This window comes from Streptococcus sanguinis, from assembly GCF_050234405.1.
Lineage (GTDB): Bacteria > Bacillota > Bacilli > Lactobacillales > Streptococcaceae > Streptococcus > Streptococcus sanguinis_W.
The window spans coordinates 1,975,078-1,995,901 of sequence record NZ_CP092117.1; the positions used below are offsets into that span (position 1 = coordinate 1,975,078).

The window sequence follows — 20,824 nt, forward strand, 5'->3', positions numbered from 1 at the left end:
CTTAAAAAGATTGAACAGATGGATTATGATTAAAGAGGGCATGGGTAGCCTTATAGATATGGTAGGCTGTTGCAGCGTTATTCATAGTGTAAAGGTGTATGCCCGCTACATCCTGGGTCACCAAGTCAACAATTTGGTCCACAGCATAAGCCAGACCAGCTGCTCTCAGAGACTCTGGGTCATGTTCGTACTTATCCAGAATAGCCCGGAATTTTCTTGGCAGCTTGATATTCTCACAGGTCTTGAGCAGACGCAGAGCCTGATTGCGATTGAGAATCGGCATAATCCCAGCATGGATAGGCACTTCAATACCCGCTAAAATGCACTTGTCCTGAAAGTCGTAAAAACGTTCATTGTCAAAGAAAAGCTGGGTGACCAGACTAGAACAGCCAGCTTCGACCTTTTTCTTCAGATTTTGAATATCCGAAATCTGATTTGGAGAATCTGGATGGCCCTCTGGATAGCAGGCTCCGATGATGTCAAAATGCGGTGCTTCTGTCTTGATGTATTCGATCAAGTCAGTCGCATAGGTAAAATCATCCTTAGGCGCCACATCTGGAAAAATATCCCCTCGCAAAGCTAAAATCTGATGGACACCAACCCGATCCAAAGACTGTAAGATATTAGACACCATGTCCTTGGTCAGATAGACCGCAGGTAGGTGAGCAATCGTCGGAATCTTGAGGTCGTTGGCGATAAACTCCGTCAAACGAACCGTCGTCTCCTCAATGTCAAACTTATTATTGCTAGCTGTCACACTGATAAAGTGAGGAGCCAGATCTTGCATCTCTCTCAACGCCTGAAAAATCTTATCATTGCCTACTGCCGGATTGGGAGGAAATACTTCAAATGAGAGACTGGGTGTGTGACGACGAACCATATAACAAAAAGTTCCTTTCAATGATGGTAGTGATAGCTGAGGACAATCCTACAAAAACAGCTCCTGCAGGATTGTCAGCTCTGCTTCAATTTTGGTATGTTCCTCCATCAAGATCAACTGTTGAGGTTCTAGGAGGATTATTGCAAATGTTGTCTAGCTGCTTTGGCTGCTTCTACTAAGCGCTCCAAGCTAGCCTTAGTTTCTGGGATACCACGAGTTTTAAGACCACAGTCAGGGTTGATCCAGACCTTGCTGCTTGGCACCTTAGCCAAGATAGCTTCGATCGTATGGTCAATTTCTCCTTCATTTGGCACGCGCGGTGAGTGGATATCGTAAACTCCAGGTCCTACTTCTGTCTGGAAGTTCTTAGCCTTGAGCTCATCCAGGATTTCCAAGTTAGAGCGGCTAGCTTCAAAGGAAATCACGTCCGCATCCATGTTGTCAATAGCTGGGATGATATCTGTAAATTCTGAGTAACACATGTGAGTGTGGATTTGTGTGTCTGGCGCTACTGTAGAGTGTACCAAGCGGAAGGCTGGAATTGCCCAGTCAAGGTAATCTTCATACCAATCGCTGCGACGGAGTGGCAATTTCTCACGAAGAGCAGCCTCGTCAATTTGGATAATCTTAACACCAGCAGCTTCAAGGTCAAGAACTTCATCCTTGATAGCAAGAGCGATTTGAAGCGTAGAATCCTTGATAGAGATGTCTTCACGCGGGAAGGACCAGTTGAGGATGGTAACAGGTCCAGTCAGCATACCTTTGACAGGTTTGTCTGTACGGCTTTGTGCATAGCTAGACCATTTAACAGTGATTGGGTTGAGACGAGTCACATCACCCCAGATGATTGGTGGTTTAACCCCACGCATACCGTATGATTGTACCCAACCATTTTTAGAGAAGAGGTAGCCTGACAGGTTTTGACCGAAGTACTCAACCATGTCATTACGCTCGAACTCACCGTGCACCAGCACGTCAAAGCCGACTTCTTCTTGCCACTTGATCCATTCATCAATTTGCTCAGCCAAGAACTTGTCATAGTCTTCTGCTGACAGCTCACCCTTACGGAAGGCCAAGCGTTTGGCACGAACTTCCTTAGTTTGAGGGAAGGATCCAATTGTCGTAGTTGGCAACGGTGGCAGATTGAGTGTCTTGTGTTGGATTTCCTCACGCTCTGCAAAGGCTGGCAAACGAGTGTAGTCAGCATCTGTCAAGCCAGCGATACGAGCACGAAGTTCCGCATTTTCACCCACACGTTCAGTCGCAAAGAGTTCTTTGTTGGCAGCAAGTGCTTCTGCACCACCGCCATTGCGGATAGCATCCAAGTCACGGATTTCATCCAATTTTTCCACCGCAAAGGCAAAGTGGTTCAAGATTGCTGGTTCAAATTCTTCATTAGCCGTTGTAAATGGCACATGGAGAAGTGAGCATGAGCTTGTCAAAACAAGATTTTCAGCTGAAATTTGCTCAAGCACTGCCAAGCTCTTTTCATAGTTGTTGCGCCAGATATTTTTACCATTGACAATCCCTGCATAAAGTGTCTTATCAGCTGGGAAGCCACCTTTTACAAGGTCAAGAGTTTTCTTGCCTTCTACAAAGTCCAGACCAATCGCATCTACTGGCAGCTCTACAAGGTCTGCATAGATGTCACGAACGTCACCAAAGTAGGTTTGAACCAAGACTTCCAAGCCTTTCTTGTCTGCCAAAAGTTTCTTATAAAGGTCCAAGAAGAGAGCTTTTTCTTCTGCTGACAGATCCTTGACCAGACTTGGCTCATCCAACTGGATACGCTCTGCGCCCAACTCTGCTAATTTTGCAAAAACTTCTTGATAAGCTGCAGCTAGTGCATCTACAAAGTCAGCCGGAGCCACACCGTCTTCAAAGTCAGATACTTGCAGGAGGGTGAATGGGCCAACCACAACTGGACGGGTTACCAAGCCCAACTCTTTAGCTTCTGCAAATTCATCAAAAATCTTATGCCCAGCCAGCTTGACTTGGGTTTCTTTTTCAAATTTAGGAACGATATAGTGGTAATTGGTGTTGAACCATTTCTTCATCGGAAGAGCTCGGACATCTCCTTTTTCGCCCTGATAGCCACGAGCCAAGGCAAAATAACACTCCAAGTCAGTCAGCTCCAAGCCTTGCACAGATGATGGTACTACGTTAAAGAGAAAGGCCGCATCCAGCACATTGTCATAGTGAGAAAAATCATTTGATGGAATCTCAGAAATTCCTTTTTTCTTAACAATATTCCAATGCTTAGCACGGAGCTCCTTAGCTGCAGCCAGAAGCTCTTCTGCTGAGATTTCATGTCTAAAGTATTTTTCAGTTGTAAATTTCAATTCGCGGAATTCACCCAAACGTGGGAAACCAATGATAGTCGTTGACATAAACGTCCTCCAAAATTTTTCTTGATTTTATCTTATCAGAAAATCCCCCCTCTGTATAATTGGAATTTCCCAGAGTTTTATATAGCCTAAAACTATAACCAACCTCATCAACCAATTCAAAATCCCTATTTTAACAACACTATTGACTGAAATTATTGTTTGCTATAGGTAGAAATTATGACCTTGGAAAAAGAAAAACCAGCGAGAATAAAATCTCGCTGGTTTCTTTTCATTCTTTCACTAACGCTTTTTCTCCTCCTTCTCCACAACAAACTCTCTAACTAAGCGGTAGATAACTGCGAATATAGGCGTGAAGAAAATCATGCCGACCAAACCAAAGAGATTACCTCCAATCAGGGCGGCAGCTAGGGTAAAGAGCGTTGGGAGACCGACGGACTGGCCTACCACGCGCGGATAGATAACATTGCCCTCAATCAGCTGCACTCCCTGAAAGACTGCGATTGAAAGAAGGGCTTTCCAAGGGCTGTCGGTGAAGATAAAGATAGCACCTAGAGCACAAGCTGAGAATGGGCCTATGTAGGGAATGAAAGAGAGCACTCCAGCCAGAACTCCTGTCAAGGCCGCATAAGGCAGGCCTGTCAGAGAGTAGGCAATAAAGACTAAAATCCCAACAATGACGGCCTCAATCATCTGCCCCATCAGAAACTTATCATAGGTCTCAACAATGACAGAACCGACATAGGATAGGCGTTTGACAGCCTTCTCTGGAAGCATAACCTGCAGGAGACGGCTAGTGATTGTCTGCAAGTGCTCTTTGCTGCTCAAGAAGGCAAACATGAGAAAAATAGACATGATGACAGAGAAGAAATTGCCAAAGATGGCAGAGATATTGCCTGTCAGACTGCCCAGAAGAGAGATGGCTCGGTTGACAATGTCACTGTTTTGCAGCTGCTTGGTCAAATCTTTCAGCTGGCTAGAGGAAAGCAAGCCAGACTGCTGCAGCCACTTGGCTACCTGAGGCGCTACCTTGCCGATTGTTGCGCTCAGCTGATTGACCGCTGTGGTCAAAGTCGGCACGACGATGGAGACAATCCCCGTCATAATGAGAGCTAAAATCAGCACCTCTAAAATCAAGGCCAAACCGCGCTGCAACTTCTGAGGGACTCGGCATTTGTCCAAGAAGTCTTCTAGCTTTTTCATCGGGACATTAAAGATGAAGGCTAGAACTCCACCCAGTATAATAGGCGAAAAAACCGAAGTTAGACTTTGTAAGCCCGACCAGATGTTCCCGATATAGAGAACCAAAGCCAAAGCAAGCGCTGCAAAGACGATTAGTTTATAGGATTCATTTATTTTTTTCATAAGGTGTCCTTTTAAGGTTTTGTCATTTCCTTATTTTATCATAATTTTCGCGGGCTTTCGAGCAGGAGGAAGCAGAGCGACACATAGGTCAGTCTGCTTTGTCATCGCTCTTGAATTTTGGAAAATCTTGAAGATATAGAAATCCAGCCCCTATGGACAGAAGGCCTGCAAAGATAGCTAGAAAAGGAATAAATCCCATGATAGATGCAAAAAGCAGCATCTGATGATTCATCTTATTGACCCTTGAGTCCCCACTATAATGAGACATACCCGCTAAGGAAAGTATCAACAAGAAAACATTAATTAGCATAATCAGAAGTGCCCATATGTAATTTTCAATGAAGCTGACAATCAAATCAACAAACTCAAAACTCGATCTTTGTAAAGAAAAATAGATGATAAGAATTCCCGCTATAATACTCACAACCCCATTTACCAATAACAATTTATTCGACTTCATAGAAATCTCGTTCTTTCTTTTTTTAAAATAGTATACCTAGACACTTTCTAATCTGTCAACCATTAGAAAAGAATGACTGTTTCATCCGATAAATCCGTTTTCATTCAAATTATCTTATGATAAAATAACTTTATGCACAAGAAAACGATTATTGATTTTAAGCAGTTGGGCCAACGCCTGATTTTTACGAATCCCATCAAGGAGCTAAAGACTCGCCGCCTGGACCAAGTGGAGGAACTTTTGACAGAGATTGAGGGCTGGCAGGAGAAAGGATACTATGCTGTCGGCTATGTCAGCTATGAAGCAGCTCCAGCCTTTGAGGAAAAGTTCCAAGTTCATTCGGCTCCGCTCCAGAAAGAATACCTCCTCTACTTTACTATCCATGATAAGGCTGAGCAGGCTGCCATTCCCTTGACCTATGAGGAAGTGGAAATGCCAGCGGCTTGGCAGGGGCTGACTTCTGAGCAAGAGTACCAGAAGGCTATCGAGATCATTCATCATCATATCCGCCAGGGCGATACCTATCAAGTCAACTACACGGTGCAACTGTGCACGGAGCTCAATCCTGAGGATAGCTTGGCTATTTACAACAGGCTAGTCGTTGAGCAAAATGCGGCCTACAATGCCTATGTAGAGCATGATGAGACCTCCATCTTGTCCATCAGCCCTGAGCTCTTTTTCGAGGAGCACCGAGGTCAACTGACCACTCGTCCGATGAAAGGAACTACCAATCGGGGACTGACTTTAGAGCAAGATAGAGAGCAGGCTGCATGGCTGGCCCAGGATGCCAAAAACCGAGCTGAAAATATGATGATTGTCGATCTGCTTCGCAATGACATGAATCGTATTTCTCAAACAGGCAGCGAGCGGGTTGAGCATCTCTGCAGCGTCGAGCAATACTCTACAGTATGGCAGATGACCTCTACCATCAAAAGCCAGCTGCAGGAGAGAGTCGGGCTGGCAGAGATTTTCAAGGCGCTCTTTCCTTGCGGATCCATCACAGGCGCTCCTAAGATTTCGACCATGGCTATCATCAAGGCAACAGAAAAAGCCGCCCGCGGGGTCTACTGCGGTACAGTCGGCATCTGCCTGCCAGACCAGAGACGGATTTTCAACGTCGCCATCCGCACCATTCAGCTGGAGGGAAGGAAAGCCATCTATGGCGTTGGCGGCGGCATCACTTGGGACAGCACCTGGAAATCTGAATACATCGAAACCCAGCAAAAATCTGCCGTCCTCTATCGAAAGAATCCGCGATTCGACCTGATTTCTACAGGAAAAGTGACAAATAGAAAGTTAACCTGGCAAGAGCAGCACCTGCAAAGACTGACAGAAGCAGCCGGCTACTTCGCCTATCCTTTTGACCAAGACAAACTGAAGCAAGAGCTAGAAGAAACCTGCACTCAGCTAGACAAAGAAAAAGATTACAGGCTGCGTATAGCTCTTAAAAAAGACGGCAGTATTGGGCTAGAAACGGCTCCTCTACTACCGCTAACAAAGACTTTCAGAAAGGCAAAACTGGTCGAGCAAACCGCCAATCTAGCCCAGCCTTTCACCTATTTCAAAACCAGTCATCGTCCTCATCTAACCTTGGAGCAGCAAGAACAGATTTACTACAATGCCCAAGGCCAACTACTGGAAACTTCTATCGGCAATCTGCTGCTGGAGCTAGACGGCAAGCTCTATACGCCTCCAGCTGAACTAGGCCTACTCAAGGGCATCTACCGTCAGCAGCTACTGGATAATGGACAGGCTACTGAGAAAGTTTTAACGCTAGCTGATCTGGCTCAAGTAGAGAAAATCTACGCCTGCAATGCAGTCAGAGGACTGTACGAGCTGGAGATTGAGGATGAAGAGTTCCACAATTTGCCACTTGCTTTTAATCCTCATCAAAAACTTTAGAAATATTTGAGAAATTCTTTATAAATATTTGAAGGTTTGGCGCTATACTAATTAATAAGAAGAGGAGTTTTCTCTCCTAACATCATGAAAAGGAGACTCAATCATGGAAAATGTTTTGGTTTTACAGCAAGTCAGCAAGAAATTCGGCCGACAGTACGCTCTGACCGATGTGAGTCTGACGATAAAAAAAGGAGATATTTATGGTTTGATTGGCAAGAACGGGGCCGGAAAAACCACTCTGATCAAGGTCATCACCCAGCTCTTGGAAGCAAGCAGTGGCAATGTCTCCCTTTTTGGCTCTCAGACCTATCAAGAATGGACGCAGAGCCTCAAACGGGTCGGATCGGTCATCGAAACACCGGTCGCTCACAACCACCTGACAGCCTATGAAAATCTCAGCTACTACTGCAAGCTCCGCCATATTCCCCATGCGGACAAGGTCATCCGTGAAACCTTAGAATACGTGGACTTGACAGATACGGGCAAGAAGAAATTCCGCGACTTCTCACTCGGAATGAAACAGCGGCTGGGTCTGGCTATCGCGCTTCTTACCAGACCTGACCTGATGATACTGGACGAGCCTATCAATGGCCTGGATCCAGTCGGCATCAAGGAATTCCGCCAGCTGGTGCAGCGGCTCAACGAGGAGTTGGGCATGACCTTTATCATCTCCAGCCATATCCTGTCTGAACTTTACTTGGTGGGTACTCGGTTCGGCATTATCGAGGAGGGACGGCTGATTCGCGAGATTTCCAAGGCGGAGTTTGAAGAACAGAGCGAAGACTATATCGTGCTTAAAACGTCGCAGTTAGAAGAAGCCAGCCGGCTGATTCACGACCAGCTCATGCATCGTATCAAGGTGGTCAATGCTTCTGACGAGATTCATATCTTTACCCATTCGCATGAGATTAGCAAGATTGTCAAGAAACTTGCAGCCGCAGATATACCAGTGCAGGAGATTTACTATGCACGACAAAACCTAGAAAACTTCTTTACAGACTTGGTCAAATGACAAAGGGAGGCTTATCATGATGGATTTCATTCGAGCTGATTTTTACCGGCTCATGCGCTCAAAAGGCTTTTGGATTACTGAATTTTTATTAGTTTGTGTGATTTTCTCAGCAACCTTCTTCCAAGCAAATATTCATTTTGGAGCAAATATCTCCAGAAATGAGGCTGCTACTCAAGCTCTAGGAAAACTAACCGGCCTTCAAGCTCTAGACTATTTTGCAGGCAATACAGACAGTCTGATCCTTTTCACCATCATTGGTATCAGTATGGTCCTTGGAGTGGATCTGTCTCGGAAACTTTATAAAAACTGTCTGAGCTACGGCATCTCTAAGCTCAACTATTATTTTTCTAAATTCTTTGTCTGCGTTAGCATCGCAGCTTTTAACTTCCTGATGATTTTATCTATCTCCTTTGTGACTGCTAGTCTGTCCAACGGAATTGGCAGTGCCCCCAGCTCTTTTTTGTCTCAGCTGGGAACTGCTCTCTTCGTTCAATTTCTCAGCACGATTACATGGATTGCCATCATTTCTTTTGTACTCTATGCCAGCCACTCGATTGTATCTAGCTTTCTGACCTATTTCCTTGGCGGTACCTTACTGACTATTCCCCTCATCTTTTATCCGGACAATGAATGGCTGATCTATCTGACCATGCGTTTTAACACAGATATGGCAGCAGATGGCGGGGCTGTTATCAAGGCTATCCTGACAGTGGTAACGGTCACCTTGCTCTTTATGGGTGGCGGGCTGATGGTTTTCAAAAAGAAAAATTTATAAAAAGTAGGAACAATCTTAAACATTCAGAGGAGATTTCATGTTACATACTATCCAGGCGGAGCTCTACCAGCTTGTCCGCTCTAAGCTTTTTTGGCTAATAGAAGGGCTGCTCTTTTTTCTCATTTTCATCAGCTCTCTTGGTGAACGCAACTTTAATTTTTATATCTCTACGTCTTCTGATCCAGAAGAAATAGTCATCCAAGGTTGGACAGGATTTGAAGCTCTCGGGCAGCTTGCTAAAGATTTCCTGCCCTTTGTCATGATTACTATCCTTGTGCTCATCATCTTTCTGTTAGGTCGTGACCTGACTAGAAAACTATACAACAATATATTAGCTGGCGGGATTTCTAGAAAAGAATTTTACTTATCCAAAATAGCTGTTCTTATCACAATTATCATCTTGCAAATGGCGGCAGCTTTTGCCGCAGCCTTTATCTTTGGGAGCCTCTTCCATGGACTTGGGACTATGCCAAAGAACTTTTTATGGAGCTTTTCCTTGTCTTTCTTTCGCTCCTTTCTCTTTATTATGACCTGCAGTTCTGTAGTTACCTGTCTTCTCTACCTGACCCGCTCCACCCTAGCCAGCTATCTCGTCTTTTTCGCCCTGATTATGCTTCAGTCTAGCCTCGTCATCGTTTTCCCTCAGATAAATTCTGAACTATTCTTATTCCTTATCCTAGCTGGTTCTCTCTTAGGTGGTTACCAAGCCTTTCAGCACAGGGACTTATAAATTTAAGCAGTCCGCCCTTTGGCTGCTTTTTTATTGCTTTTGAATTGGTTCTGCATTTCTTGAGAAATATTTTAGAATTTCTTGAGAAATATTTGAAATCTAGCTTGTATACTAAAATCAAACCTAAGAAAGCGAGAATATACCATGCAAACTGTTTTAGAAGTAAAGCAAGTTACCAAACAATATGGCCAGCAATATGCCCTTGATCATGTGAGTCTTTCGATCCAGAAGGGCGAAATTTACGGTTTAATCGGCAAGAACGGAGCTGGCAAAACCACTCTTCTCAAGACCATCAGTCGGCTCATTCATGCCAACAGCGGAACCGTGTCTGTCTTTGGTTCGCAAAACTCTAAGGAATGGAATGAAGCCCTGCGCAAGATAGGAACCGTCATTGAAACACCGGTCGCTTACAATCAGATGACTGCTTATCAAAATCTCAACTACTACTGCAAGGTCCACCAGATTGCCAAACCTGACCAGCTCATCAAGGAAACTCTGGCCTATGTCGGATTGAGCAATACTGGTAAAAAGAAATTCCGCAACTTTTCGCTAGGAATGAAGCAGCGCTTGGGAATCGCAATTGCCCTTATAAGCAAGCCTGAACTCATGATTTTAGACGAACCTATCAACGGCCTCGATCCGCTTGGCATCAAGGAATTTCGATTGATGATTCAGCGACTCAATCAAGAATTAGGGATTACTTTTATTATTTCCAGCCACATCTTGTCTGAGCTTTATCTGGTAGCCACCAAGTTTGGCGTGATTGACCAAGGACGACTCGTCGCAGAATTCACCAAAGACGATTTTGACCGAGCCAGCGAAGATTATATCGTCCTCAAAACCAGCGATAGAGATCAGGCTGCCAATCTCATCCAAGGTAAGCTCCACTATCAGCTCAAGGAAGCTGATAAATCTGATGAGCTGCACATTTTCGCCCAAGAGCAGGAACTAAATGACATCAACAGGGAGTTGGTCCTATCCAACATTCATGTCAATGGTATCTATGCAGCTCACAAAGATTTAGAAAAATACTTTACAGATTTAGTCCAGTAAGGAGAAAAAACCATGTTACATACTTTTCAAGCAGATTTTTACCGTTTCTTTCGTTCCAAGGCTGTTTGGATTACCGAATTCATCTTTCTACTGACGACCTTGAGCGCAGTCTTTGGCAAATTAAATGCCGTCCAGCTTATACAAGCTGTGTCCAACGCTATCGGTAATAATACATTTATCATCATTATCCTCTCTATGGTCGTCATCGGAACAGATCTGAACAAGCAGCTTTACAAGAATACTTTAACCAGCGGCGTTTCCCGTACCAGTTTCTTCGTCTCTAAAGCCCTAGTCATGGTCTGCGTAACGTTCCTGCAGCTAGCTCTCTTTTATAGCATCAACTTTATCCTAGCAGCTATCCTAAACGGTATTGGTGATTTATCCGCCACCTTCCTGCTTCAGTTTATTCTTCTATTCTTTGTGCAGTGCTTGACCGTCATGGCTTGGACAGCCATTATTTCCTTTATTCTTTATCTGAGTAAATCTATGATTGCTGCTCTGGGAGGTTACCTTTTCTGCGCATCCTTAACCGGAGCTCTGGCTCAATTTTATCCCAAATCATTATGGTTGCAGCATTTCACCATGAGCTTTGACTTTGAGACGCTTCAAAGCAACGGTGTAACCTTAAGAATTATTCTAATCGCCTTGGTCTTAGGAACAATCTTCACCGCAGCAAGTCTTTATACTTTCCACAAAAAGGATTTATAGTAAACAATGAGCTGGTTCTTGACTGGCTCATTTTAATCTTTTCAATTTTAAATTTCTTTAGAAATATTTTAGAATTTCTTGAGAAATATTTGAAATTTAGTTTGTATACTAAAAGTATAAACAAAGTAATTAAAGGAGAAACATCATGCAAAATGTTTTAGAAGTGAAAGGACTCACTAAAAAATACGGTGATCAGTATGCTCTGAAAGATGTCAGTCTTTCCATCAAGAAAGGAGAGATCTACGGTCTCATCGGAAAAAACGGTGCTGGTAAGACCACGCTGATCAAAATCATCACGCAAGTCATCTATCCTAGCGGAGGGGCCGTGTCTGTTCTGGGCTCTCAGAACCAACAAGAATGGACAAAAGCCCTCAACCATACTGGATCTGTTATCGAGACCCCTGTAGCTCATGCCCACATGTCGGCCTATGAAAATCTACGCTACTACTGTACCGACCGGGGCATTCCAAATGCTGACAAAGTCATCAAAGAAACCCTGCAATATGTCGGCCTGACGGATACTGGAAAGAAAAAATTTCGCAATTTCTCTCTAGGGATGAAACAGCGGTTGGGCATTGCCATTGCCATTTTGGGGCGTCCCGACTTGCTCATCCTGGACGAGCCCATTAATGGTTTAGATCCAGTTGGGATTCAGGAATTTAGAGAAATGGTCAAGCGCCTCAATCAAGAATTAGGCATCACCATCATTATTTCCAGCCATATCCTGTCCGAGCTTTATCTAGTCGCAACTCGCTTTGGTTTTATCAATCAAGGGCATTTCATCAAGGAGCTGTCTAAGGAAGAATTTAACCGAGAAAGCGGCGACTATATCATCCTAAAAACGGATAATATCAAGCAAGCTGCTCATTTAGTGCAAGACAAGCTAGGCTACCAGCTCAGACCAAGCAACAAGGAAGATGAGCTACATATTTCCGGCCAAGTACAAGAAATTCGCAAGATTGCCAAGGAATTAGTCCTAGCCGACATCCCAATCGGGGAAATCTACTACGCCCACAAAGACTTAGAAAAATACTTTACAGACTTAATCAACCAACAAGGAGGAAACACTCATGTTTAATAGTATCAAGGCGGATTACTACCGTCTCTTCCGCTCCGTAGGATTCTGGGGAGTCCAGGCTTTCTGCATCTTTGGAATTCTCCTCGCCATTTTCACTTCCCAAGTCGCCATTTCCGACAACGGTATCTTTTTTGCCATAGATGTCGTCTCCTACAACATCGGCATGCTCTTTATTGCCTGCAATGTCATGACTAGCTTGCTTCTCGGTGTTGATCTCAATGACAAACTTTATCACAATAACCTGACTACAGGCAAGACTCGGACCCAGTATTACTTCTCTAAAGCACTGGTTATCGCTAGCTTACTTCCTATGCAGTTCATACTGCTCTACATTTTAGGTATTGTCATCGAATTTGTCCGAACCGGCGGTAATATGGGAACCCTGCCAGCTAATTTCTGGGGACAATTCGCAATACTCTTTGTCATGCAGGTCATCTGTACCTATGCTTGGTACTGCATTACCAGCTTTGTCCTCTACTTGACTCGAAACTATAGTGTCGTCTTTATCACCTATATCATGACCTACATCTTACTCGGTCTCCCTAGTCAAATGGTCGATGCCAATAATGAATGGTTCAAGGCTATCAAGATGGAGTTCTTCTACGGAGACGCTTCAATACCAGGTGTCATCACCAAAACAGCTATCTTTGCTCTCAGTCTGATCACGGTCTTTAGCTTAGCAGGACTGGCTACACTGAAGAAGAGAGATTTGTAAAATAAAAACTCAGCTAATCACTAAATTAGCTGAGTTTTTTTGAGCGGATTTTAATTGGATGATGAGCGGATTTCACCCTTTCTGGTCTAGCCGGCTTTATCGGCTTTCTTTCACTGCTTCCAATCTTGCTTTTTAAAGAACAAACTGATGCAGACTCCTAGGATAAGGTAGAAAGTGACAAAGGCAAGACTAGCTGCCAGACTGGTCGGATATGGAAAGATCTTGCCCAGAGGAAAAAGAACATTAGATAGAAATCCGAGGGGAACAAAGATCAAGAATAAAATCAAGGCTAGCTTAACCTGAAAAGAAGGTCTTACCTCGGATAGATTGCGGCCCATTCCCCACACCAGCAGCCCTACTCCCTGAACGATCAGCACCGGCGTTAGCAAGATACTGATCTTGAGAAAATCAGCTAGGATAATGGAGAGGATGATGCCCAGACCGATAAAGCCAAGAGAGAGCTGATAGCAAATATTGCTGGCTATCCTCCTGTGCTTGATTGACTGCTCTTCCTCTTTCTGTACTACAGGCTCAACTCCCTTGAGCAGATAGTCTGTGGTCACCTCAAAATAGTCACTCATGGAAATGATCTTATCCAAATCAGGCATACTCTGCTCGCTCTCCCACTTGGAAACGGCCTGTCTAGACACACCGAGTTGGTCGGCTAGCCCCTCCTGAGAAATGCCCCGCACTTTTCGCAGGTACTGGATTCTGTCTGATAGATTCATGGATTGTTTTACCTACTCTTTCTTATTTTTTATACTTTCTTTCATTGAAACTTATTATAGCACAAGGCGGAGAAACTGCAAAGTCTGATTGTCATCTCTTCATCAAATGCTAGACTTCTTCTTTAGATGGAAGAGCTTTTTCCTCCCTATCCGTCCGATACCAGAGATAGATACTATAAAGTGTCAGGAGAATCACACCTCCAAAGTAAAGGAAGGGATTGACTTGAGAGAAATCCAATTGATTGTTAGCTTGAGCTATTCCAACAAAAGTCGGGATGAGGGTGTTGGAGAGCGCATGAAAGATGTTACAAGCAAGGCCAGACTGGGTCTTCTTATACAGAGCTGCAAGCCAAAAAGATAGAAGGATACAGAAAATGATATAAACTGAGAAAAGATCCTGGCTTCTATCATAAAAGCGATCGTAAAACCAGAGAGGAATATGCCAAATGGCCCAAATAATACCGGTCATCAAGGTAGAGACAAAGAAAGAAAACTTTTTCTCTAAGGCCGGCTGTAGGAAGCCGCGCCAGCCAAATTCTTCAATCCCGCCCGATAGGACAATACAATAGATAAAAAACCAAGGAAATCTTACTAAAGCGCCGTCTACCAGCTTGCCGCCAGAAGCTAGGACATAGAAAGCGGTCAGACCGCCACCATAGATTAGCAAGTAGAGCCAGGTCTCTTTCTTGCCTGAAAAGAGATAGGAGCAAATGGCCTTGAAGCCTTTCTTTTTCAGTACGATTAGGCTGGCTAGCATAGGCCCAAACATAGCAATACCATTTAGAATAGCTTCAAGAGCTAGATAGGCTGTAGGTGGACTGTCTGGCCAAAGGTTTTTGAGGATAATGTCCAGCAGCCAGAATCCCCATGTCCAGCCGAAGTTCCAAGCCAGGAACGGCAAAATTAGTTTGGGTTGTGGTTTGATAGTTGTTTCTGTATTCATGAGAATACCTCCTTATAATATAATTAAACTCAAGTTTTTGATCCAAATCTTCAAAGACAGCGACTCGTTCATTCCGAAATCAAAAACTCGGCTTCTGCTTTCAGATTAACAAAAAAGCCAGTTGCCTTTCTAGCGACTGGACTTGGAATAAAGAAAAAATCTAGTTGCTTATTGAGTGATTGAACTTGGAATCTTTGTCAACCGTCAGTTGCAAGTCAGTTATATCAAGGGTTTAGAGCAGTTGGCTGGTTTTTCACCTTGACCGGTAAAATGACCTAGCTAATATGGCTTGCTTTTCAAATTACAAAACAAAAAGGCATATTTATCATGTCTTTCTTCGATTTAATCTAAAAATAAACCTCAGCCAATTTAAAAATTAGCTGAGGTTTATGAGCGGATTTTGAGACTAGCTGATAGAGCTGAGCCTTCCTTATTTTGCTTTTTCAAGTCTTTTTTACAATGTCACAACTAGTTCAAACCAGTCGTCCTCGGCTTTCATTGTCAAGTCCCCGCCTAGGATTTCGACTAACTGCTGGGTGATGTATAGCCCCAGCCCTGAAGACTCCTCGCTGCTGGATAGATTTTCTGAATAAAAGCGATTGGTCAGCTTATCTAGATATTGGATAGGCTGCTGGACGATATTTTTGACAGTAAAGATACAATGCTCGCCCTCTTTTTTCAGAGAAATGCTGGCGGCCTTACGGCCGTGCTTGAGGACATTGCTTATCATATTTTGGACAATGCGCTCCAGAATTTCTGGGTCTGTCTCTAACTCTAGACCTTCAGCCAGCTCTACCTGCAGGTCAATCTGGGCTTTCTGAAAGGCGTCATAATAAGTAAAAAGCTGCTGGGTTACTAGCTGGGATATATCTGTCGGCTGGACATTGGCTCGAATGGCACCCTCCATCAGCCGGCGATACTCCATCAAGGCTTCCAGCCGTTTGGATACCATTCCCAGACTATCTGCAATTTTGATTAGCTGCTGACTTTCCTGACTCTCATCCTTCAAGAGCTGCTGGGTATAGCCGCTGGCAATGGTCAGAGGGGTTCGGATATCATGGGCGATATTACTGATAGCCATATCCAGCGTCTTCTTTTCCTGCTGGACAACAAAGGTGGTCTTTTCTAGCTCCCGAAAGAGCAACTCTGCTTCCTCTGTCAGCTCTAAAATACTGGGTGCATGAGCAGCAGGAGCCAGACGATTCTGGCTCCCTGTCTGCCGCTTCCGACGAATCTGCTGAGCTACATCCTTGACCGCCAGATGATAGCGTATGAAACCAATGCCCAGAAACAGACTGATGAGGGCAAATAAAATCACTAACACCAACATATCAGTCCTCCTTGAGCCGAACACCTAGTCCCCAAACAGTCTCTATGTATTCCTCTGTCGGGTCCAACTGAGCCAGTTTCTTACGTAGGTTGCTGAGGTGGGTATTCAGGGTATTATCCCCAGGCAGATAGCTCTCTTCCCAGACCTGCTCAAAGAGCTCTTCCTTGGTGTAGATCTTCTTGGGATGACGGAGCAAGAGCTGGAGAATATGATATTCTTTCTTGCTCAGACGGACGCTTTTCTCACCGCAGACCGCCTCAAAGGTAGCCTTGAGCAGACGAATATTTTTAAAGGACTGGCCTTCTTCTTCGCCAGTCAAAGCCTGCTGGCTGCGCAGCTGCACGGTGATACGGGCAAAAACCTCATCCAGATTGAAGGGTTTGACGATATAATCATTAGCACCATTCAGCAGGTACTGGCTAACCAGCGCTTTCTCCCCAAGAGCCGTCAGCATAACCACCGGCACCGTAGCATTGCTGCTGCGAATTTCCCTCAACACTTCATCGCCATTCTTCCCCGGCAGCATGATGTCCAAAAGGACCAAATCAATCTCCTCCCGCTCAAACAGCGAAATGCCCTCCGTCCCCGAATAGGCAGAATAAACCGTGTGTTCCTTCTGAAAAAGATCTTTTAGAATTTCATGAATATCACTATTGTCTTCGATGAGTAAAATATGAGCCATAAACACTCGCCTCCAGAAATTTCCTATCACTAGTGTAGCAAGGATAAGAGGCTAAGTCAATAAAAGATGGACTATTCGAAAAACTTTAGAAATATTTTAGAATTACTTGAAGGATATTTGAGAATTGAACTTTAAAATAGAAAGAAATAAGAAATGTATGTGCTATAAAAAGGAGGCTCAAAATGTTTAAAATTTTTTGCAAAATCATTTTTAGAAGTATTACTTTCGCCCTTGAGGGATAAGGAAAAAGGAGAGCCGCATGAAGAAATCATTGATTCTAACACTTCTAACCATTATAACTCTGGGGCTCTTCCAGCCAGCTACTGCACTGGCTGAGGAGTCTCAAAAGCTGCCATCTGGTATCGAACGGGACCAGATCGGCCAGAAAATCCAAGACTATGTCAAGGAACATGAAAAGACAACAGCCGGCATGGCAACGGCAGTCTTTGACAAGGACGGTACCATTTATCAAGGCAACTTTGGATACATGGATAAGGAAAAAGACATCAAGGCCGATGATGATAGCGTCTTTGAATGGGGCTCTGTAACCAAGCTGACCGTCTGGCTCTCTGTTATGCAGCTCTGGGAACAAGGCAAGATTAACCTAGAAGAAGACATCCGCACCTATCTGCCAGAAGGCTTCCTCAAAAATCTCCGCTATGACAAACCTATCACCATGCTGGATCTGATGAATCATCAGGCAGGATTTGACGAGACTACCTTCTACATGCGAAGTGACAAAAGTATCGAAGAAATCCTTAAAGAACAACAACCTATCCAGTCCTTTGAACCCGGTACAGTCACAGCTTATTCAAATTACGGTGCTGGCTTGGCTGCTCTGATTGTCGAGCGGATCTCTGGTCAGACTTTTTCCGACTATGCCCATGAGCATATTTTCCAACCACTGGGCATGGATAAAACGGCTATTTTGCCGGATCTATCAGACAATTCCTACGTTTAGAAAAAGCGTCAAGAAACCAAGGGTTACGACACTAAAGGAAACTTGCTGAGCAAGGACCATTTCATCACTAGCATCTATCCTACCGGAGCGGCTACTGGCACCTTTAAAGACTTGGAGAAGTTCGCCCAAGCCCTGCTGGCTCGCAAGACGCTCTTTGATCGCCCAGAGACCTGGAACACCCTCTATACTGTCAGTTCCACCTACCCTGACACGGATATCATCCGCAATGCCCACGGTTTCTGGGCCAACGAATACGGTACTACTGTGTTGGGCCACGGCGGAAATACAGCTGGCGCTACTTCACGGATAATGTTGGACTTGAAGCACGGTATCGGCTATGTCGTCATGACCAATCAAGGTGCAGAGCAAAATTATAATTTCCAAATGCCAGAGCTCGTCTTTGGGCCACGTAAAACGGCCAGCAAAGAAACGCAAGAGCAGTTCAGTCCAGGCTATTATCGCACTCTGCGCAACTTTAATCAAGGCCCTCTAGCTATCTTTAAAATGATTCCAGTCTCCGCAGACTACTTGCAGGAACCATCTGACGATCAGCGATTGCCAAACAACTTCTGGACCATTTATCAGAGCCAAGGCAAGACCCGTATCGCAGTGGCTGTCGCAGACTATGAGAAAGTCTCTGACTTTGATTTCTTTAAAGACTATGTTGTTCTAGGTTTGGCCGGACTTGGTATCATCTACGCCCTCGGCCTGCTCCTCATCAGCCCGCTTCTAGGAGCCTATCGACTCATCTTCCATAAAAAACAAGACCAGCCAGACCGCACTTGGAAGGTCTGGAACCTCCTAACAGCTGTTGGTATTTTGGCTGTTCCAATCAATCTCTTTCTGCTATTCATGTCAGCAACTTCAGGAGATTTCAGCGAAATCGCTCAGTGGCGCTACATGCTCTTTGCTGCCTTGGGACTCCTGCTAACCGTATCCGCTCTGTTACCTCTCTTCAGAAAGTTCAGAGAAAAGCTCAGTAAAGGACGCCTCTTCCTAACAGCCGTGACCAGCCTATCTGCTTTAGCAGTGGCCGCTAATATCCTTTACTGGTCTCTTTACCAGTGGTGGGTACTTTGATAAATGAGGTGTTGTTATGTTCAAACTGATTTCTGCTTGGTTAAAAATCTGGATTCCCATTCTCTTTGTTATGGGAATCGGTATTCTCTTATATCTTATCACAAATTGGACCACACTAGATGCTGGAAGCAGATTTGTCGCTATAATCTATGTCATGCTCCCTTTGCACTGTCTAGAAGAATGGAGATTTCCTGGCGGTTTTCATTATAACTACAACATGCTTCGGCGCTCTCAACAGCCCGATCGCTATCCTATGAATCAATTTTCTGATATGCTGACTATTATGTTAGCTGAATTAATTGGTATTGTCTGTCTTTTCTACGGTGTCAATCAGATCATTGTCATCTGGAATCTTATCTTTTGCTTTTTTGAAATGATTGGCCACCTGATTTTTGGGTTCAGTATGTACCGACGTTTTCGAACAGTAGGAAAAAGAACCATTTATAACCCAGGTTTTGCGACAGCGGTTGTCTTTACGCTTCATGCTCTCTACTATGTTCTGATTCAGTATCCTACAAATCTCCCCAGTTTGCCAATAATCATTTTAGCCATTATCAGTGGAATAGTTCTTGTAAGTAGTGTCGTTCTTATCCCTGAGCAACTGTTCAAATCAAAAGAGACCCCTTATCCTTTTGATAGCAATCGTTATTATGAAAAATATATCGCAAGAGAAAAAAACTGAATTCCCTTTCCCATTTCATAATCTTCTTTAAAAATTCTATGAGAAGTCGAAGGCATAGCTGAGTGACTAATACTCACCGAAAACCAAAAAGTTGCCTAGTTTTATTCTGCTATTTTAAGTTTGGCCTTGCGGCCAACCAGACATATCTAATGTTTGTCAGCGAACTACTGAAAGATTGCAGGGAGCAAGCATTAACTGGTGCTTCTATGGCGGGGTTGGGTTGCATTCTTCTTATTAGTTACAGTAAATTGCCAATCAGTATGACAGCTCTTTTATCACTTCACCTGATTAAACTTCTATTCGCTTTTAGTGTAAATCACCATACGACCGCTTGGAGTAAAGATTATAAATAAAAGTATGCGAGTCTAAAATATGATGAACAGAAAGGAATCCCTATGTTGAAAAGAATCTTTATATTTATCCTTAAAACAATCACTTGGCTGGTAGGAATCTTAGCTCTGGCCTTATTGGCTATCTTTCTCTATAACCGCTTTCAAATAGCTCAGGAAAGCAAGCTCATTGAGAAGCCGATTGGTCAGCTAGTCGAGGTAGAGGGTAAGAAGCTTAATGTCTACACTGCCGGCAAGGGCAAGAAGACCTTAGTTTTTCTAGCAGGACTGGGCACCAATGCTCCGGTTCTGGATTTCAAAGCTCTTTATTCCAAGCTGGAGGATGATTATCGTATCGTCGTGGTAGAACGTCTGGGCTATGGTTACAGCGATGATGGAAACGATGACCGCTCATTGGATAGACAAGTGGAGCAGACACGTAAGGCCCTCAAAGCTGCTAAGATATCCGGTCCTTATGTTTTGGTTCCGCATTCGATTGCCGGTTTAGAAACGATTCACTGGGCCAATCATTACCCAGAAGAAATAGAAGCTATTATCGGGCTGGATATGACCATGCCTCATACGGAGGTGTCCGACCAGCAGAAATTTTATGGCTCTTATCAGACTATCCAGCTGGGGAGAATGCTAGGCTTGGCTCGCCTGCCGATTTTCTTTGATGAAAATAGCAGCCCGGCCATAAAGTCTGGGGCTCTCAATGATCAGGAAAAAGCTGTCTTTAAAGCCTTGTTCCACCAGCGGTCAATCACCCAGGCGGTCATGAACGAAGTCAAGAATCGGAAGAAAAATGTTGAAACGATTAATAAAGAACCTGTGCCGCAGATTCCAATTCTTATCTTTGCAGCTGTCCAGAAAGGCGGAGAAGCTCCCAAACTGGAAAAAGAGTTTGTCGCGCAGAATGCCCAATCCAAACTTGTGACATTAGAAGGCTCCCACTATATCCATGATGAAAAGCCAGAGGAAATCGCCCAGCAAATAAAGGAATTCTTGAAATAATGAATCTTGTAAAGTATTTAAATTTCAGTTAGACTAAAGTTCCTATTAA

The 20,824-nt window shown here is 44.1% G+C and carries 18 protein-coding genes and 1 pseudogene; 11 read left to right on the top strand and 8 right to left on the bottom strand.

Translation table 11 applies throughout. The features are described 5' to 3' along the window. Position 1: 1 nt before the first annotated feature. The 4 genes from metF to MFP28_RS09615 all read right to left on the bottom strand — a co-directional run bounded on the left by metF (position 2) and on the right by MFP28_RS09615 (position 5,053). Positions 2–880 carry a methylenetetrahydrofolate reductase [NAD(P)H] gene (gene metF / locus MFP28_RS09600; RefSeq protein WP_002907241.1) on the bottom strand — a complete coding sequence of 293 codons (879 nt, stop codon included), beginning with the start codon at positions 878–880 and terminating at the stop codon, positions 2–4. Between the two features lie 137 nt (positions 881–1,017). Next, positions 1,018–3,270 carry a 5-methyltetrahydropteroyltriglutamate--homocysteine S-methyltransferase gene (gene metE / locus MFP28_RS09605; protein WP_002907242.1) on the bottom strand — a complete coding sequence of 751 codons (2,253 nt, stop codon included), beginning with the start codon at positions 3,268–3,270 and terminating at the stop codon, positions 1,018–1,020. A 240-nt stretch (positions 3,271–3,510) separates the two neighbouring features. Further along, positions 3,511–4,593, bottom strand: coding sequence for an AI-2E family transporter (locus MFP28_RS09610; protein WP_002907243.1), 1,083 nt, complete (start codon positions 4,591–4,593; stop codon positions 3,511–3,513). Positions 4,594–4,681: 88 nt separating this feature from the next. After that, a complete protein-coding gene (locus tag MFP28_RS09615; protein ID WP_002907244.1) occupies positions 4,682–5,053 on the bottom strand; it encodes a hypothetical protein in 372 nt (123 codons plus the stop codon). Between the two features lie 132 nt (positions 5,054–5,185). On the opposite strand from MFP28_RS09615, the gene pabB reads away from it, so the two are divergent. The 8 genes from pabB to MFP28_RS09655 all read left to right on the top strand — a co-directional run bounded on the left by pabB (position 5,186) and on the right by MFP28_RS09655 (position 13,026). Next, positions 5,186–6,955, top strand: a complete 1,770-nt coding sequence (pabB, locus tag MFP28_RS09620; protein ID WP_002907245.1) for an aminodeoxychorismate synthase component I — start codon at positions 5,186–5,188, stop codon at positions 6,953–6,955. A 103-nt stretch (positions 6,956–7,058) separates the two neighbouring features. Continuing rightward, positions 7,059–7,967: an ABC transporter ATP-binding protein gene (locus MFP28_RS09625; protein WP_002907246.1), complete on the top strand. Its 909-nt coding sequence runs from the start codon at positions 7,059–7,061 to the stop codon at positions 7,965–7,967. Between the two features lie 16 nt (positions 7,968–7,983). Further along, positions 7,984–8,742 (top strand): ABC transporter permease, encoded by a 759-nt coding sequence (locus tag MFP28_RS09630; protein WP_002907247.1) that lies wholly within the window; start codon positions 7,984–7,986, stop codon positions 8,740–8,742. A 37-nt stretch (positions 8,743–8,779) separates the two neighbouring features. Then, positions 8,780–9,472, top strand: coding sequence for an ABC transporter permease (locus tag MFP28_RS09635; RefSeq protein ID WP_002907248.1), 693 nt, complete (start codon positions 8,780–8,782; stop codon positions 9,470–9,472). A 144-nt stretch (positions 9,473–9,616) separates the two neighbouring features. Further along, positions 9,617–10,525 carry an ABC transporter ATP-binding protein gene (locus MFP28_RS09640; protein WP_002907249.1) on the top strand — a complete coding sequence of 303 codons (909 nt, stop codon included), beginning with the start codon at positions 9,617–9,619 and terminating at the stop codon, positions 10,523–10,525. A gap of 12 nt (positions 10,526–10,537) precedes the next feature. Next, entirely contained in the window at positions 10,538–11,233 is a 696-nt protein-coding gene (locus MFP28_RS09645) for an ABC transporter permease (protein WP_002907250.1), read from the top strand. A gap of 145 nt (positions 11,234–11,378) precedes the next feature. Next, positions 11,379–12,311 carry an ABC transporter ATP-binding protein gene (locus tag MFP28_RS09650; protein WP_002907251.1) on the top strand — a complete coding sequence of 311 codons (933 nt, stop codon included), beginning with the start codon at positions 11,379–11,381 and terminating at the stop codon, positions 12,309–12,311. Next, positions 12,304–13,026, top strand: coding sequence for a lantibiotic ABC transporter permease (locus MFP28_RS09655; RefSeq protein WP_002907252.1), 723 nt, complete (start codon positions 12,304–12,306; stop codon positions 13,024–13,026). The genes MFP28_RS09650 and MFP28_RS09655 overlap by 8 nt, the downstream gene beginning before the upstream one ends. A gap of 110 nt (positions 13,027–13,136) precedes the next feature. Here the strand turns inward: MFP28_RS09655 and MFP28_RS09660 are convergent, their stop codons facing one another. From MFP28_RS09660 to MFP28_RS09675, 4 genes are all read right to left on the bottom strand, one after another. Continuing rightward, positions 13,137–13,754: a helix-turn-helix domain-containing protein gene (locus MFP28_RS09660; RefSeq protein ID WP_002907253.1), complete on the bottom strand. Its 618-nt coding sequence runs from the start codon at positions 13,752–13,754 to the stop codon at positions 13,137–13,139. Positions 13,755–13,863: 109 nt separating this feature from the next. Then, entirely contained in the window at positions 13,864–14,697 is an 834-nt protein-coding gene (locus MFP28_RS09665) for a CPBP family intramembrane glutamic endopeptidase (protein WP_002907254.1), read from the bottom strand. A 454-nt stretch (positions 14,698–15,151) separates the two neighbouring features. After that, a complete protein-coding gene (locus tag MFP28_RS09670) occupies positions 15,152–16,027 on the bottom strand; it encodes a sensor histidine kinase (RefSeq protein ID WP_002907255.1) in 876 nt (291 codons plus the stop codon). Between the two features lies 1 nt (position 16,028). Then, a complete protein-coding gene (locus tag MFP28_RS09675; RefSeq protein ID WP_002907256.1) occupies positions 16,029–16,709 on the bottom strand; it encodes a response regulator transcription factor in 681 nt (226 codons plus the stop codon). A gap of 259 nt (positions 16,710–16,968) precedes the next feature. On the opposite strand from MFP28_RS09675, the pseudogene MFP28_RS09680 reads away from it, so the two are divergent. The 3 genes and pseudogenes from MFP28_RS09680 (at position 16,969) to MFP28_RS09690 (ending at position 20,775) form a co-directional block, all read left to right on the top strand. Beyond that, a pseudogene (locus MFP28_RS09680) lies at positions 16,969–18,750 on the top strand (serine hydrolase domain-containing protein). A gap of 16 nt (positions 18,751–18,766) precedes the next feature. Next, entirely contained in the window at positions 18,767–19,432 is a 666-nt protein-coding gene (locus tag MFP28_RS09685) for an HXXEE domain-containing protein (protein ID WP_002907260.1), read from the top strand. A 395-nt stretch (positions 19,433–19,827) separates the two neighbouring features. After that, on the top strand, positions 19,828–20,775 hold the full coding sequence (locus tag MFP28_RS09690) for an alpha/beta fold hydrolase (protein WP_002907262.1): 948 nt from the start codon (positions 19,828–19,830) through the stop codon (positions 20,773–20,775). The last annotated feature ends 49 nt before the right edge of the window (positions 20,776–20,824 follow it).

Coding starts and splice junctions, on each gene's coding strand:
- metF (WP_002907241.1), bottom strand. CDS start 880: ATGGTTCGTCGTCACACACCCAGTCTCTCATTTGAAGTATTTCCTCCC.
- metE (WP_002907242.1), bottom strand. CDS start 3,270: ATGTCAACGACTATCATTGGTTTCCCACGTTTGGGTGAATTCCGCGAA.
- MFP28_RS09610 (WP_002907243.1), bottom strand. CDS start 4,593: ATGAAAAAAATAAATGAATCCTATAAACTAATCGTCTTTGCAGCGCTT.
- MFP28_RS09615 (WP_002907244.1), bottom strand. CDS start 5,053: ATGAAGTCGAATAAATTGTTATTGGTAAATGGGGTTGTGAGTATTATA.
- pabB (WP_002907245.1), top strand. CDS start 5,186: ATGCACAAGAAAACGATTATTGATTTTAAGCAGTTGGGCCAACGCCTG.
- MFP28_RS09625 (WP_002907246.1), top strand. CDS start 7,059: ATGGAAAATGTTTTGGTTTTACAGCAAGTCAGCAAGAAATTCGGCCGA.
- MFP28_RS09630 (WP_002907247.1), top strand. CDS start 7,984: ATGATGGATTTCATTCGAGCTGATTTTTACCGGCTCATGCGCTCAAAA.
- MFP28_RS09635 (WP_002907248.1), top strand. CDS start 8,780: ATGTTACATACTATCCAGGCGGAGCTCTACCAGCTTGTCCGCTCTAAG.
- MFP28_RS09640 (WP_002907249.1), top strand. CDS start 9,617: ATGCAAACTGTTTTAGAAGTAAAGCAAGTTACCAAACAATATGGCCAG.
- MFP28_RS09645 (WP_002907250.1), top strand. CDS start 10,538: ATGTTACATACTTTTCAAGCAGATTTTTACCGTTTCTTTCGTTCCAAG.
- MFP28_RS09650 (WP_002907251.1), top strand. CDS start 11,379: ATGCAAAATGTTTTAGAAGTGAAAGGACTCACTAAAAAATACGGTGAT.
- MFP28_RS09655 (WP_002907252.1), top strand. CDS start 12,304: ATGTTTAATAGTATCAAGGCGGATTACTACCGTCTCTTCCGCTCCGTA.
- MFP28_RS09660 (WP_002907253.1), bottom strand. CDS start 13,754: ATGAATCTATCAGACAGAATCCAGTACCTGCGAAAAGTGCGGGGCATT.
- MFP28_RS09665 (WP_002907254.1), bottom strand. CDS start 14,697: ATGAATACAGAAACAACTATCAAACCACAACCCAAACTAATTTTGCCG.
- MFP28_RS09670 (WP_002907255.1), bottom strand. CDS start 16,027: ATGTTGGTGTTAGTGATTTTATTTGCCCTCATCAGTCTGTTTCTGGGC.
- MFP28_RS09675 (WP_002907256.1), bottom strand. CDS start 16,709: ATGGCTCATATTTTACTCATCGAAGACAATAGTGATATTCATGAAATT.
- MFP28_RS09685 (WP_002907260.1), top strand. CDS start 18,767: ATGTTCAAACTGATTTCTGCTTGGTTAAAAATCTGGATTCCCATTCTC.
- MFP28_RS09690 (WP_002907262.1), top strand. CDS start 19,828: ATGTTGAAAAGAATCTTTATATTTATCCTTAAAACAATCACTTGGCTG.